The following is a 14,107-nucleotide window of genomic DNA, read 5'->3' on the forward strand; positions in this document are numbered from 1 at the left end:
ATGACCATGCAGGTCGAATACATGGCGCCGGCGCCCAGCCTCGAAGCGGTGTGCTCGCTTGCGGGGGTCACCGTGCTCGAGTTCGGCACCCCCTGGTGCGGCTACTGCCAGATCGCCCAGCCCGGGCTCGAGCAGGCCCTGGCACGCCGGCACGACGTGCATCATCTCAAGGTCGAGGACGGCCCTGGCCGGCGGCTGGGGCGAGCCTTTCGCGTCAAGCTATGGCCGACGCTGGTATTTCTCCGGGACGGCGAGGAGGTGGCACGGCTGGTACGTCCGGCCAGCAGCGAAGCCATCGAACAGACCCTGGAGCGCGTGGCCGCCTGAAGCCAGAGGCCGCGGTTGCCCTCGACTTGACGAAGCCTGCTGCCGGGGCCAGCTTGAAGCCTAGGGAAATCACTAACAGCGGTGATGCCAAGGAGGCACAAGCATGAGCCGTTATCGGCAACGTCGGGTAGACGAGCTCGAGGCAGACATTCGTCAGACCCGTGCCCACCTCAACGACACCCTGCGGGAGCTCGAGAGTCGCCTTTCGCCGGCCGAGCTCCAGCGGCGTGTCTCGACACACCTGCCCGGGCGCAGCGGCGGCGGGCGGAGTTTCCTCGAGGGGCTCGGACATTCGATTCGCGCCCATCCGCTGCCCGTGCTGCTGACCGGCGTCGGCCTGGGCTGGCTGGTGGCCTCCCAGCTGCGCCCCGCTCGCTCCGTACGTCCACGCGCCGGCCTGCGATCATTGTCGTCCGGCGCGACGATACCGGCCCGGCAGGAGGCACCGCAGCGCATGATCGCCACTCACCTCGGCACCCAGCAGGGTCGCGGCCGGGTCTCGACTCATCGCCCCGATGTGGTCGGCGAGGCCACCCACCTGGGCACCGGCCAGGGGTGGCAGGGGTACGTCTATCCGCGAGCGTGAACCCGAGCCGCTTGTCGCAGGTGCACGCATGCCAGTGTCGACGGCTCAGGCCTGGCGGGATCGCCGTGGTGTCGTCTCGTCGCGCCTCTGGCCGCTCGCGCATGGCGCCGGCCTGCGCGAATGAAGAACCACCAGGAGGAAAGCGACATGAAAAGGACCTTGCTTGTCATTGCCGTCGGAACACTCGCCAGCGGGCTCGTCGGCGGTGCCCTGGCCCAGGACGACCCGGCCGGGGCAGAAGCGGAAATGCAGACCGACCCAGGCGAACAGGCCACGTCGGCCGAGCCCGGCTTCGAGGAGAGGGATCCGGGTGGCGCCTCGCTCGACTCGTCGATCGCCTCGATGCAGGTCAGCGAGCTCGAAGGGATGACTGTCGTCAACGCCGAAGGTGAAACCCTGGGCGAGGTCGAAAAGGTGCTGCGTCACGACGATGTCGGCGACCTGCACACCCTTGTCCCGGTGGATGGATCGTGGTTCTTCGGCGACTCCGATGTCGCCCTGCCGCTGGCCGACATGCAGGCCGAAGGCGAGCGGCTGGTGCTGCAGGAACGCCTCGGCGAGGAGGAGCTCGACGGTCTCTCCAGCGAGTACGACGAGGATCGCTACAGCGAAGTCGACGGCGACATGTCGCTGACCGAAGCGATCGGGCGTTAGCCTTCCGCCGGCCGTGCCCTCGCCTGCGTCGGGCCGGGTCGCGACCCGTCCCGCCAGGCCATGCTGCGCGACTTCTGGCAGACTGGGCTGACGACCATCCCCCGATCGAGAAGGAAGCCACATGAGCGAGACGCGCAAGCCATGGGCCGAGCCCATGCCGGACACGCAGTTCACCCTGATGCAGCGCATCCTGGACGCGCCCAGCCCCGTGGGGCTGGAGGGCGCCATGACCTACGGCGTGCTCAAGCCCCATTTCGAGAGCTTCGCGCCCCAGGGCTGGCACATGCACCAGTACAAGGGGCACGCGGGCGTGGTGTGGGATACCCACCCGGGTCGCGACGACCTGTTCAAGGTGATGATCATCGGGCACGCCGACAAGATCCGCATGCAGGTGCGCAGCATCGGCGACGACGGCAAGATCTGGATCAACACCGACGCCTTCCTGCCCAACGTGCTGATCGGCCATGAGGTCAAGCTGTTCAGCGAGGATCCGGAGCGGCCGGGGTGCTATCGCGTCATCCAGGGCGGCACCGTGGAGGCGCTGGGGGCGATTCACTTTTCCGACCCGGCGCAGCGCGAAGGGCGCAAGGGCATCAAGAAGGAGCAGATCTATCTCGACCTGCAGATCCACGGCGAGAACAAGAAGCAGCAGGTGCTCAACCTCGGCGTGCGCCCCGGCGACTCGATCATCTTCGATCGCCCCATCCGCCACGGCTTCAGTCCCGACATTTTCTACGGTGCCTACCTGGACAACGGCCTGGGCTGCTTCGTCACCGCCGAGGTGGCCCGGCTGATCGCCGAGGCCGGTGGCACCGAGAAGGTGCGTGTGCTGTTCGCCATCGCCAGCTACGAGGAGATCGGCCGCTTCGGCAGCCGCGTGCTGGCCGGCGAGCTCAGGCCCGACGTGGTGATCGGGGTCGACGTGAACCACGACTACGTGGCCGCCCCCGGCATCGGCGAACGGCGCATGCAGCCGCTGGAGATGGGCAAGGGCTTCACCATGTCGGTGGGCGCGATCGCCAGCGAGCAGCTCAATCGCCTCATCGAGACCACCGCCGGCGAACACGATATCCCCCTGCAGCGTGACATCGTCGGCGCCGACACCGGCACCGACGGCATGGCCGGGGTACTGGCCGCCATCGACTGCGCCGCCACCTCCATCGGCTTTCCCATCCGCAACATGCACACCATCTCCGAGACCGGTAACACCCGCGACGTGCTGGCCGCCATCCACGTACTCAAATACACTCTCCAGGCGCTGGATGCCCTGCCTGACCCGCATCGCGAGTTCCTCGACAACCATCCGCGGCTCGACCAGGCCGAACGCCTCTCCCACCAGGGCTCGGCCAGCCCCGAGCCCGAGGGACGTGGTGACGAGCGGCGTCAGGCAGCGGGCCGACAGCAGCGGCATCCCTCCTGAGCGAAGGCAATGCCGTCCAGCCGGCCACCCCCCCAGCCCCGACCGGGGGTGGCCGGGTTCCACCAGCAGAACACCCGACAGGAGGGAACGATGGGGGGCGAGACGAAAGCTTCAGGGGCGGCGCGAGCGGCCCGTCGTGTCGGCAGGTGGGGAGGCCTGGCGGCCGCCGTCTGGCTGTTGGCGGCGAGCCCGCTGCTGTGGGCACACGCCCACGTTGGCGATACTTACCCCGAGGACGGCGCGACGCTGGAGCAGCCGCCGGAGCGGCTCGAGCTCCAGTTCGACGCGCCGATCCGTCTCACCCGCTACGAGGTCACGGGGCCGCAGGGCGCCGTGGCGCTGGGCGAGACCCCGCTTGGCCAGCCGACGCAGGCCCACATCGCCGTGCCCGCGCAACCCCTGCCCCCCGGCGAGTATGAGGTCGAGTGGCGCGGCCTCGCCGAGGATGGCCACAGCATGTCGGGTGGATACCGCTTCACGGTTCGGGAGTAGGCGATGAGCGGGGTCGCCTGGATCGACCCGGATCCCTGGGTGCTCGTGCGTGTCCTCGTGCAGGCGGGCTTCTACGCCTCGGCCCTGCTGGCGGTGGGAAGCGTGATGTTTCGCGTTGCCTTTCCCGCCCTGGCACCTCGTGACAGCGTCGTCCTCCACCGCTGCACCTGGCTGGCCGCCGGCGGCGGCATCGCCATGCTCCTGCTGCTGTGGCTGCTGCAGGCCGCCTATCTGGGCGGCGGCAGCTGGCGCTCGGCCTTCGACCCGATGCTGCTGGGCATCGTCGCCGACAGCGCCCAGGGCGAACGCATGCGCCTCGCCGTCGTGGGACTGCTGGTGCTGCCGCTGGCCACCCGGGGCGGGGCACCTGCCGTTGTTCGCTATCTCGCCGGTGCGCTCGGCCTCGGCCTGGTGCTGGCGGGCTTCGCCCAGGTCGGGCACACGCGCGGCGACATCGGCCAGTGCCTCCTGCTCATCGCCCACCTGGCCATGGCCGCCTTCTGGCTGGCCGCACTGCCGTCGCTCTATCGGGCGTTGCGCCGGGAGAGCCCGCACGGTTCGCCGACGAGCCAGTTGCAGCGCTTCAGCCGCTTGGGCGCCGGCATGATCGCACTGCTGCTGACGACGGGCGGCGCGCTAGCCGTGTGGCTGCTGGGCGGCAGCGTCGCGTCGCCCTGGCAGTCCGCCTATGGCCAGGTGCTGACGCTGAAGCTGGTGCTGGTCGGCGCGCTGCTGGGACTCGGCGCCTGCAACCGCTGGTGGCTGGTGCCCGCCCTGGCGCGTGGCGAGCACCAGGCCCGGCACCGTCTGCGCCTGAGCATCGCCGGCGAAACCGTGCTGATGGCGTTGATCCTGCTCGCCGCGGCGTGCCTGATGAACACCTCCGCGCCGGCGGGGTAGGCCAGCGCCTGGCGGCCGGGCGCGACGACCTGTCGTCAGTTACACATCGTTACCGGTGGGGCATTGTATTGTCGCCGGCGCGGGCTAGGGTCTAGAGGAGTCCTGTCACAGCGGCGGCTCGAGTCTTTCAAGGAAAGGAAAGCACAAGTGAGCGATAGGGAGCGCAACCCGCAGGAGGCCGGGCAGCAGGCGGCGCCGGTGAAGACCGTGAGGATCATGACGATCAATGTGCACAAGGGCTTCAACGTGTTCAATCGTCGTCATATCCTGCCCGAGCTGCGCGACGCCGTGTCCACCCTCTCGGCCGACATGGTCTTCCTGCAAGAAGTGCACGGCGAGCACAGGAAGCATCGCCTGCGCTACCACGACTGGCCCGGCGTGCCGCAGTACGAGTTCCTGGCCGATAGCATGTGGCCCGAATTCGCCTACGGCCGCAACGCCGTCTACCCCGACGGCGACCACGGCAACGCTCTGCTGTCCCGCTTTCCGATACTGCACTACGAGAACCGCGACGTCTCCATCGGCGGCACCGAGCGGCGGGGTCTGCTGCACTGCCAGCTGGCGGTTCCCGGCCAGCCCACGGTGCATGCGGTCTGCGTCCATCTCGGGCTGCGTCACGCGCATCGCCTGCAGCAGCTCAACCTGCTGTGCAAGCTGCTGGACGCCATTCCCGATGACAAGGCGGTGATCGTCGCGGGCGATTTCAACGACTGGCAGCTGAAAGCCGACGGGGTGCTGGCCGAATGCGGGCTGCACGAGGCGTTCATGGACTGGCATGGCCGCCCGGCGCGAACCTTCCCGGCGCGCTGGCCCCTGCTGTGCCTGGACCGCATCTACATCCGCCACGCCACGTGCCGAAACCCGAGAGCCCTCTACCGCAAGCCCTGGTCGCACCTCTCCGACCATGTCCCCCTGATGGCAGAGATAGGCCTGTGAATTTTCCATGGAAGGAAGGCAACCACGCCGAGCTATTGATCAACGGAAGCGAGTACTTTCCCGCCGTATTCGATTCGATTCGCGCGGCGCGCCGGGAGATCCTGATCGAGACCTTCATCATCTTCGACGATGAGGTGGGTCGCGGCCTCAAGCAGGCGCTGCTCGAGGCCGCGGCACGGCAGGTGCGAATCGAGGTGACGGTGGACGGCTACGGCACCGCGGACCTGAACAGCGACTACATCGAGGAGCTGACCGCGGCCGGGGTCCACATGCACGTCTACGACCCCCGGCCGCGCCTTCTCGGGGTGCGCACCAACCTGTTCCGCCGCCTGCACCGCAAGATCGTGGTGGTGGACGGCGAGGTGGCCTACATCAGCGGGATCAACTTCGGCTGGGACCACCTGCCGGAGAAGTACCGCATGGGCAAGCAGGACTACGGCGTGCGCGTGCGCGGGCCGGCCGTCGACGACATCCGCGAGGCTGCCCGGGCGCTGCTGCTCGAACACCAGGCGGTCGAAGGGCTGCCGAGGACCCTGGTGAGGAATGCCCCCGCCGGGGAGGCGAAGATGCTGCTGGCCACCCGGGACAACGAGCGCCACCGCACCGACATCGAGGATCAATACCTGCGGGCCATCCGCGCGGCCAAGTCCCGGCTGATGATCGCCAACGCCTACTTCTTTCCCAGCTATCACCTGTGGGTCGAACTGCGCCATGCCGCGCGGCGCGGCGTCGAGGTCACGCTGATCCTGCAGGGGCGCCCCGACATGCCATGGGCTCGGGTGCTCTCTAGCTCGCTCTACAGCTACCTGCTGAAGGAAGGCATACGCATCTACGAGTACCAGGAGCACCCGCTGCACGCCAAGATCGCCATTGTCGACGACGACTGGGCCACGGTGGGCTCGAGCAACCTCGACCCGCTCAGCCTGTCGCTCAATCTCGAGGCCAATCTCTTCATTCGCGATGCCGCGCTCAACCGCCAGATCCGCGAGCACCTGGAGCGCATGATTGCCGACAGCTGCCGCGCGGTCACGCTGGAGAGCGCGGAGAAGGGACGCTGGTGGCGCATTCCGCTGATGTTCGTCAGCTTCCACTTCCTGCGCCACTTCCCGCTCAGCGCGGGCTGGCAGCCGGCCCATACCGCCAGGCTCGAGCCGCTGACCCCCAAGCCGAAGCGCAAGCGCCGGCTGCTGTTCTGAGCCGCAAGGAGTGTTCATGAAGGTTGCCGACCGACCGACCCGACCCCGGCCTTGGCTCCGCTGGCTGAAGCATGGCGTGACGCTGCTGTTCTTCATCCTGATCGCGGTGCTGCTGGTCTCGATGGCACGCAACGTCGACTGGCCCGAGGTCGTCGAGACCCTGCGCGACTACCGCCCGCTGACCCTGGCGGCGGGGGTGGGCATCACCGCGGCCAGCTACGCCGCCTTCAGCAGCTACGACCTGCTGGGCAAGCGCTACACCGGGCACGGGCTGTCGGCCCGGCAGGTACTCCAGCTGGCCTTCGTCTGCTACGCCTTCAACCTCAACCTGGGGGCATGGGTCGGCAGCCTGGCCATGCGCTACCGGCTCTACACCCGCCTCGGGCTTGGCGTGGCGACCGTCACGCGCATCCTCAGCGTGAGCCTGATCGCCAACTGGCTGGGCTACATGCTGCTGGCCGGCGTCGTCTTCTCCGCGCGGCTGCTCGAGCTGCCGGCCTCCTGGGAGATCGGCGCCACCGGGCTGCAGCTCCTCGGCGTCGGGCTGCTGGCCACCGCCTGCGGCTACCTCGCCGCCTGTCGCTTCTCCAGACGGCGCACCTGGCACGTGCGCGGGCACGAGATCGTGCTGCCGCCGCTGCGGCTGGCGCTGTTGCAGGCCGCGCTGGGCGCGGCGAACTGGTCGCTGATGGCGCTGCTGGTCTATCTCCTGCTTCCCGAGGGGGTGTTCTTCCCCAGCATCCTCGGCATCCTGCTGATCAGCGCCGTGGCCGGGGTGATCACCCACATTCCCGCCGGTCTCGGCGTGCTGGAGGCGGTGTTCCTCGCCCTGCTGCAGCACCAGGTCGCCTCGAGCCAGATCCTCGCCGCCCTGATCGGCTACCGCGCCCTCTACTTCCTGCTCCCCCTGGCGGTGGCCTGCGTGCTCTACCTGGTGCTGGAGCGCAGGGGCAGGCAGCGCCAGAGGGCGGAAGCCGGCCACGAGGGGTGAGCGCGCCGGGGCGGGCGCCCTGTTCGCGTCCTGGCGAATGGCTTACCCTTGGTTTCCCTGTGTTGCACGAGAGAAGCCATGGCAGGTTCTGCATCGCGCCGCCTCCCTTACCATGTCGCGGATACCATCAAGGGCTGGATCGTGGACCGCCAGCTGATGCCGGGCGATCGCCTGCCCAGCGAAACCGAACTGATGACGACCCTGGGCGTCTCCAAGGGCACCGTGCGCGAGAGCACCCGGGTGCTGGAAGCGCAGGGGCTGGTGGTGACCCGCACCGGCCCGGGCGGCGGCGTCTTCGTCTGCCGCATGAGCGAGGCGAAGGCGACTTCGTTGCTGAGTCACTACTTCTACTTCCAGGACATCTCGATTCGCGACATCTACCAGGTCCGCCTGGCGCTGGAGCCGGAGCTTGTCGCCTCGCTGGCCGGCAAGGTCGCCGCCGCGGACCTGGCCCGCCTGCGCGAAAGCCTGCACAGCTATGCGGCCCCGGCTCCCGACATGGAGAGCGAGCGGCAACAGCACATCGACTCGCTGCGCTTTCACGAGATGCTGGCGGAGCTGGCCGGAGGCAACCCGCTGCTCTCCTTCATCATCCGCTTCACCGTCCAGGTGCTCTCCGACCTCACCGTCTATCGGCGGCTCTACGAGCCTGGCGACCACCAGATCGGGCCGACCGGCTGCCAGTATCACGCCCGGCTGCTGGACGCCATCGAGGCGGGCGACGCCGACCGGGCCCACCGGCTGATGCGCGAGCACCTGCTCTCGGCCCAGGCGGTGATGAACGACAACGAGGCCCAGGTGCGGCGCGGCTTCCTGCGCGACTGAGGCCCGCCGGCTCAGGCCGGGCCGCCGGCCCGGACCGTCGCGCCAAGATCGACGAGGAAGCGCATCAGCACGCGGGTGGCGCGTTCGGCGTCCGCGACGCTGATGGCCTCGTCCGGGTGATGGCTCAGGCCGTCCCGGCAGCGCACGAAAAGCATGCCGATGTCGGTCAGGTCGTGCATGGCCAGGCCGTCGTGTCCGGCACCGCTGAACAGCCGCTCGGCGGGCTCGTCGCAGGCGCGGCAGGCGCTCTCCAGGGCTTCGACCAGCCAGTCGGCGCAGGCCACCGCCTCCGCCTGGTAGGTGCGCTCGTCGCGCAGCTCGAGGCCGCGCGCCCGGGCCAGCCGCCGGCAGGCGCCGATGATCTGCTCTCGGCCGCGTTCCCGCACCGCGGCATCGGGGGAGCGCAGCTCCAGCGTGAAGTGCACCTCGGCGGGAATCACGTTGACGGCGTTGGGCCGTACCTCGAGCTTGCCGACCACCCCGACGAGATCCTGGGTGGCGTTCAGGATCCGGTCCGCTTCCCCCACCATCGCCGCCGCACCCACCAGGGCGTCGCGCCGCCCCGGCATCGGCGTGGTGCCGGCGTGCCCCGCCTTGCCGCGCACGACCAGGCGATGGCGTTCGATCCCGGTCAGCGCGGTCACCACGCCCACCGCATGGTCCCGCCGTTCCAGCACCGGCCCCTGCTCGATATGCACCTCGACGAAGCCGATCACCGATGCCGGCCGGCGGGCGAGCCGGGGGATCTCCTGCGGCTTGCCGCCGAAGGCCTCGAGGGCCTCGCCGAGCGTCGTGCCGTCGGCGTCGCGGGCCGCGAGGCTGGCCGGGTCGAAGGTGCCGGCCAGGGCGCGGCTGCCGATCAGGGTCGACTGGAAGCGCGTTCCCTCCTCGTCGCCGAAGGCCACCACCTCGACCCCGTAGGGCAGTTCGCTGCCGGCCTCCCTCAACGCCTGCAGGGCCTGGAGGGGCAGGGCAACGCCCAGCATGCCGTCGTACTTGCCGCCCTCGACCACTGTGTCCTGGTGGGAGCCCATGATGAGGGTCCTCTCGCCCCGTCGCGCCCGCTCGTTGCGGCCCACCAGGTTGCCGGAAGCGTCGAGTTCGGGGGATAGCCCGGCCTGGCGCATCCAGTCGGCGATCGGCGCCAGCACCGCCCGGTGCTCGTCGGAACAGAACAGGCGGGTGACGCCCGGGCCGGGCCGGGAGTGGCGCGCGGCCTCGTCCAGGCGCGCCATGAGTCGGTGGCCCAGGGACGCGGGCTTGGGGGAATCGGTCATGCGACCTCCGTGCATCAATGGGTGGGCAGCGAGGCGAGGAAGGCGGCGAAGTCGGGGGCGCGCACGCGGCGAGCCAGGGCTCGCAGCGCGCCGGCCGGGTCATCGTCCCAGTCCACGCGCAGGTCGATCGGTGCGGCATCGAAGGACTCGATGCGCAGGGCCGCCGAGCGCGTGCCGCGGCTGTCGCCGCCCGCCTGCAGGGCGGCCTCCAGCGTCTCGATCAGCGTCTCCAGCAGGCATGTCTCGTAGCCCACGCGGTAGCGGGGCGCGACGCCCTCCGCCCAGGCGGCCTCGGGGTTGGTGCAGGCCAGCGTCAGGAAGCGTCTCAGCAGGACCTCCACCACCGAGGCATCGGCCAGCAGGTTGCCGGCCGCGGCCACCGTGGGGCGCAGCTCGGCGGCCACCACCGGCCGGTTGTCGCCGCCGGAGTGCACCGCGGCCTGGCCGTCGGCAGCCATTACCAGGCACTGGCGACGCGACGCCCCGGCGTCCGCCTCGACGACCTGGCGCAGGGCGTCCGACGCGGAGCCATGCCGCCTCAGCGCCCGGCGAATGCCCTGGGGATACCACGGGTTCGTCGCCAGCCCCTGGGTGGCGCAGGCGCCCAGGCCGCGCCAGGCATGGTGGACGTAGCCGCCCACCGCCACGCCGCCGGTGGCGGTCAGCGCGGCGACCGTGCCGGTCGCCGGCTGGACATGGAGAAGAGACAGGGTCATGGCGGGCTCAGTAGCCGACCAGGTGACCGATCACCAGGCCGACCCAGGCCAGCAGGTACACGAGCACCATGAAGGGCAGGATCGCCTTGAGCCACTTGACGTAGGAGACCCGGCCCAGGGCCAGCATCGCCAGGGTGCCGCCGGAGGTCGGCACGATCAGGTTGGTCAGGCCGTCGCCCACCTGGAAGGCGGTGATCATCAGCTGGCGGCTCATGCCCACCAGGTCGGCCACCGGGATCAGGATCGGCATGGTGACCAGGGCCTGGCCGGACCCGGAAGGCACGAAGAGGTTGATCGCGCCCTGCACCAGGCTGGCCATGATCGCCGACAGCGCCCCGGGAATGCCCTCGATCAGGCCGCTCAGCCCGTGCACGATGGTGTCGATGATCTGCGCCTGGTCGAGGATCACCTGGATGGAGGCGGCCAGGCCGATCACCAGCGCGCCGGGCGTGACCTTGGCCGCCCCTTCCATCATCTGCGCGACGATCTCGTTGGCCGAGAGCCCGTTGGCGATGCCGATCACGATAGCCATCAGCAGGAACATGCCGGCGATCTCGTTGATGTACCAGCCCTGGGTGAACACGCCCACCAGCATCGCCGCCAGGCCCAGGATGAACACGCCCAGGGTCAGCTTGTTCTGCCGGGTCAGGCGGTACTCATCCAGGGACTTGGTCATGGCCTTGGCGTTGTCCGGCTCCTCGAAATCCATCCTCACCACCCATCGGCAGATATAGAACGACAGCAGGGCCAGCGAGGAGATCACCAGCAGCGCGCGCAGCCAGGCACCCGAGAAGGTGGGCAGTTCGGCGATTCCCTGGGCCACGCCCACGGTGTAGGGGTTGATCGGCGAGAGGGCGAAGCCGATGCCGATGCCGCCCACGGCCATGGTGGTGCCGACCAGGCTGGAGCAGCCGATGGCGCTGGCGATGAGCACCGCGATGGGCACCAGGGCGATGTTGTTCTCGAAACCCACGGCCACGCCGAAGAAACCGTAGATGAAGGTGCCGGCGGTAATGATGATGTTGCGTCGCTCGACGCCGGCCCGGTTCACCGCCACGCCGATGGCGTTCTCCAGCGCGCCGGTGCGCTGCAGGATATGGAACAGGCCGCCGGCGATGAACACGATGAACAGGTAGAGCGATGCCTCGTTGAGGCCGCGGGGCACCGCGACGAAGATATCGAAGGGGGAGATGGCGCCGACATCGTCGAGGTACTCGAAGGATTCCGGTACCACGACGGTGCGCCCGTCCTCCTCGACCCGCTCGTACTCACCGGCGGGCACCACGAAGGTGAGGGCATAGGTCGCCAGCAGGATCATGAAGATCAGTACCATGGGGTCCGGGACCGTCTGGTACCACTTCCTCTTGCGCTGAGTCAGCGTCTGGTCGGTCGATTGCATGTCGTTGTCCTTGTTCGCCGAGCGCCGGCGAGGGGAGTACCGACGCCTACAGAAAATTTATCATGATAAATTGGCGGGTCAAGGAACGGGGCGAGCTCAAGGAATGCGTGTCCGAGGCTCTGGGCCGAAAAAGTAGCGGACCGAGCGAGCGGTGAGGTCCTGAGGGCATCAAGCGTCGGATGGCATAGCCGCCGGATCCATCCAGAATGACTCCCAGACATGGCCGTCGGGGTCCGCCAGCGAGCGGCCGTACATGAAACCGTGATCCTGGGGCGGGTTGATGTCCGCCGTGCCGCCATTGGCCGAGGCCGCCTGGCACATGTCATCCACCGCCTCGCGGTCATCACAGGAGAGGGCCAGCATCACCTCGCTGGAATCGGCCGGCGGAATCGGTCGGTCGGTGAAGGTGCGCCACTTGGCATGGGTGAGCAGCATCACGTGGATCGTCTCGCTCAGCACCATGCACGCCGCCGTCTCGTCGGTGAAATGCGGGTTGTTGGCAAAGCCGAGCGCCTCGTAGAACGCCATCGACTTGTCGAGATCGGCCACGGGCAGGTTCACGAAGATCATGCGCGACATGAGAGGCTCTCCATCGGTTGGGGGGTCGGTAGGTCCTCTCCTGTATCGAGCGGGCGGCGATGAATTCGACAGGGCGGTGCCGATTCTCCTTACGCCGTGTACGGCAACCGCGCATCGCGCCGCAGGCGCAGCATGGTGATCACGTTGGTCAGGAAGATCAGGCTCTCGGCGATGGTGCCGCCGATGGAACCCGCCAGCACGTTGCTGGCGACCCAGCACAGCGCCGCGGCGGCCAGCGTGACACGCATGGGAATGCCGCTCAGCATGAACATGCCGTAGGTGCCGAGCAGCCCCGCGGCCAGGGCCGGGATGTCGCGCGGGCCGCTCCAGGTCAGCAGAGCGACTGCCAGGGTGGCGAGCAGCATGCCGAGCATGATCGCTCGGTTGCGCCGGAAGCGGCGCACCAGGGCGATGCGCAGCACGATCAGCGCCGAGATGCCCGCGGCCACCCAGCTCTCGAACAGGGCGAACTGCGCGGCGAAGGCCACGTTGGCGAACAGCAGCAGCACGAACAGCCGGTCGTCGCGCTTGCTGGCAAAGGCCACGATGCACAGGGCCAGCGCCACCAGGCTGACCCCCTGGCCCAGCAGCCACCTCAGGCCGATCTCTTCCATGCCGGTGTTCCGTTATCGAGCTAATGAGATTCGAGCTTAGCACGGCGATGCCCTTCGGGTGGGGCAGCAAAGGCGGCTGGCTTGGAAGGGTGGCGGCGGCTGGTCTACGCTGCGGGACGCGTAATCGAAACCGCAGGCGAGGTGCGCGATGGCGAAGCGTTTCAAGGTGGGCGACCGTGTCAGCTGGAACTCCGAGGCGGGGCGGGTGAGCGGCAGGATCGTTCGCGTGCATACCCGGGACACGGAGTACAAGGGCCACAGGCGACGCGCCAGCGAGGAGGAGCCGCAGTACGAGATCCAGAGCGACAAGACGGACCACATCGCCATGCACAAGGACTCGACGCTGACCAGGGTCGACGACTAGGGCCGCCGCCATGCAATGCGTCGCGGAATGACAGATAATGAGCAGGTTAATGACCGACTCCGCGAGGCGCCATGAATCCCACCATCGAACTGCTGAAGTCCCACCGCTCGATTCGTCAATTCACCGACCGCAAGATTCCCGACGCGCTGCTGCGCGAGCTGATCCGCGCCGGCCAGGCCGCGGCGACCTCCAGCCACGTCCAGGCCTACAGCGTCATCCACGTCAAGAACCCGGCCAACCGCGAGACGCTCGCCGAGCTGGCCGGCGGCCAGGCCTACGTGGCCAGCGCCTCCGACTTCCTGGTGTTCTGCGCCGACATGAAGCGTCCCACCGAAGCCTCCGAGCGTACCGGCGCCAACGTCGTGCGCGGCATGACCGAGCAACTGCTGGTGGCCAGCATCGATACCGCGCTGATGGCGCAGAACGTGGCCGTCGCCGCCGAATCCGAGGGGCTCGGCATCTGCTACATCGGCGGCATTCGCAACAACCCCCGCGCCGTCAGCGACCTGCTGCGCCTACCCGAACACGTCTACCCGGTGTTCGGCATGTGTCTCGGCTACCCGGCCGTCGAGCCGGACCTCAAGCCGCGGCTGCCGGTGGAGGCGATCCTCAAGGTGGACACCTACACCGACGACAGCGAGCAGGTGGCGGCCTTCGACGAGGCCATGCAGGCCTACTACGGCCGGCGTCGCGGCGGCAACAAGGACTCCAACTGGTCGCGCAACCTCGAGCCCCTGTTCGACAGCAAGCTGCGTGCCCATATGCGCGAGTTTCTCGTCGAGCGCGGCTTCGAGATGAAGTGACCGACTCTCCCCCACGACCGGAGGCCGC

General features: G+C 68.6%; 17 protein-coding genes. 12 read left to right on the top strand and 5 right to left on the bottom strand.

The window, feature by feature from the left end; translation table 11 throughout:
- The 10 genes from DIS04_RS09535 to DIS04_RS09580 all read left to right on the top strand — a co-directional run bounded on the left by DIS04_RS09535 (position 1) and on the right by DIS04_RS09580 (position 8,327).
- Positions 1 to 327 (top strand): thioredoxin family protein, encoded by a 327-nt coding sequence (locus tag DIS04_RS09535; RefSeq protein ID WP_111413528.1) that lies wholly within the window; start codon positions 1 to 3, stop codon positions 325 to 327.
- Between the two features lie 103 nt (positions 328 to 430).
- Entirely contained in the window at positions 431 to 913 is a 483-nt protein-coding gene (locus tag DIS04_RS09540) for a DUF3618 domain-containing protein (protein WP_111413529.1), read from the top strand.
- 147 nt (positions 914 to 1,060) lie between these two features.
- Positions 1,061 to 1,567, top strand: a complete 507-nt coding sequence (locus DIS04_RS09545) for a PRC-barrel domain-containing protein (protein ID WP_162623042.1) — start codon at positions 1,061 to 1,063, stop codon at positions 1,565 to 1,567.
- A 121-nt stretch (positions 1,568 to 1,688) separates the two neighbouring features.
- Positions 1,689 to 2,987, top strand: coding sequence for a M20/M25/M40 family metallo-hydrolase (locus tag DIS04_RS09550; protein ID WP_111413531.1), 1,299 nt, complete (start codon positions 1,689 to 1,691; stop codon positions 2,985 to 2,987).
- A 90-nt stretch (positions 2,988 to 3,077) separates the two neighbouring features.
- On the top strand, positions 3,078 to 3,479 hold the full coding sequence (locus tag DIS04_RS09555; RefSeq protein ID WP_111413532.1) for a copper resistance CopC family protein: 402 nt from the start codon (positions 3,078 to 3,080) through the stop codon (positions 3,477 to 3,479).
- Positions 3,480 to 3,482: 3 nt separating this feature from the next.
- Positions 3,483 to 4,379 carry a CopD family protein gene (locus DIS04_RS09560; protein ID WP_111413533.1) on the top strand — a complete coding sequence of 299 codons (897 nt, stop codon included), beginning with the start codon at positions 3,483 to 3,485 and terminating at the stop codon, positions 4,377 to 4,379.
- 147 nt (positions 4,380 to 4,526) lie between these two features.
- The gene (locus DIS04_RS09565) at positions 4,527 to 5,315 is read left to right on the top strand and encodes an endonuclease/exonuclease/phosphatase family protein (RefSeq protein ID WP_422667780.1); all 789 of its coding nucleotides are present in this window, start codon (positions 4,527 to 4,529) and stop codon (positions 5,313 to 5,315) included.
- Positions 5,312 to 6,511: a cardiolipin synthase ClsB gene (clsB, locus tag DIS04_RS09570; RefSeq protein ID WP_111413534.1), complete on the top strand. Its 1,200-nt coding sequence runs from the start codon at positions 5,312 to 5,314 to the stop codon at positions 6,509 to 6,511. Before DIS04_RS09565 ends, clsB begins: the two co-directional genes overlap by 4 nt.
- 16 nt (positions 6,512 to 6,527) lie before the next feature.
- Complete coding sequence (locus DIS04_RS09575) at positions 6,528 to 7,502, top strand: lysylphosphatidylglycerol synthase domain-containing protein (RefSeq protein ID WP_111413535.1); 975 nt, start codon at positions 6,528 to 6,530, stop codon at positions 7,500 to 7,502.
- A gap of 78 nt (positions 7,503 to 7,580) precedes the next feature.
- Entirely contained in the window at positions 7,581 to 8,327 is a 747-nt protein-coding gene (locus DIS04_RS09580) for a FadR/GntR family transcriptional regulator (RefSeq protein WP_111413536.1), read from the top strand.
- Between the two features lie 11 nt (positions 8,328 to 8,338).
- On the opposite strand, the gene DIS04_RS09585 is transcribed toward DIS04_RS09580, so the two are convergent.
- The 5 genes from DIS04_RS09585 to DIS04_RS09605 all read right to left on the bottom strand — a co-directional run bounded on the left by DIS04_RS09585 (position 8,339) and on the right by DIS04_RS09605 (position 12,912).
- Complete coding sequence (locus DIS04_RS09585) at positions 8,339 to 9,604, bottom strand: M20 family metallo-hydrolase (protein WP_218938148.1); 1,266 nt, start codon at positions 9,602 to 9,604, stop codon at positions 8,339 to 8,341.
- 14 nt (positions 9,605 to 9,618) lie between these two features.
- Entirely contained in the window at positions 9,619 to 10,320 is a 702-nt protein-coding gene (locus DIS04_RS09590) for a DUF1028 domain-containing protein (RefSeq protein WP_111413538.1), read from the bottom strand.
- A 7-nt stretch (positions 10,321 to 10,327) separates the two neighbouring features.
- Complete coding sequence (locus tag DIS04_RS09595) at positions 10,328 to 11,719, bottom strand: YfcC family protein (protein WP_111413539.1); 1,392 nt, start codon at positions 11,717 to 11,719, stop codon at positions 10,328 to 10,330.
- Between the two features lie 168 nt (positions 11,720 to 11,887).
- On the bottom strand, positions 11,888 to 12,298 hold the full coding sequence (locus DIS04_RS09600; protein ID WP_111413540.1) for a VOC family protein: 411 nt from the start codon (positions 12,296 to 12,298) through the stop codon (positions 11,888 to 11,890).
- Between the two features lie 89 nt (positions 12,299 to 12,387).
- Positions 12,388 to 12,912, bottom strand: coding sequence for a YgjV family protein (locus tag DIS04_RS09605; protein ID WP_111413541.1), 525 nt, complete (start codon positions 12,910 to 12,912; stop codon positions 12,388 to 12,390).
- A 148-nt stretch (positions 12,913 to 13,060) separates the two neighbouring features.
- Between DIS04_RS09605 and DIS04_RS09610 the strand changes: the two genes are divergently transcribed.
- Together DIS04_RS09610 and nfsA are read left to right on the top strand one after the other, a co-directional pair.
- The gene (locus DIS04_RS09610; RefSeq protein ID WP_111413542.1) at positions 13,061 to 13,276 is read left to right on the top strand and encodes a hypervirulence associated TUDOR domain-containing protein; all 216 of its coding nucleotides are present in this window, start codon (positions 13,061 to 13,063) and stop codon (positions 13,274 to 13,276) included.
- Between the two features lie 71 nt (positions 13,277 to 13,347).
- On the top strand, positions 13,348 to 14,079 hold the full coding sequence (gene nfsA, locus DIS04_RS09615; protein ID WP_111413543.1) for an oxygen-insensitive NADPH nitroreductase: 732 nt from the start codon (positions 13,348 to 13,350) through the stop codon (positions 14,077 to 14,079).
- Positions 14,080 to 14,107: the final 28 nt, after the last annotated feature.

Source organism: Billgrantia lactosivorans, assembly GCF_003254665.1.
Taxonomy (GTDB): Bacteria; Pseudomonadota; Gammaproteobacteria; order Pseudomonadales; family Halomonadaceae; genus Halomonas; species Halomonas lactosivorans.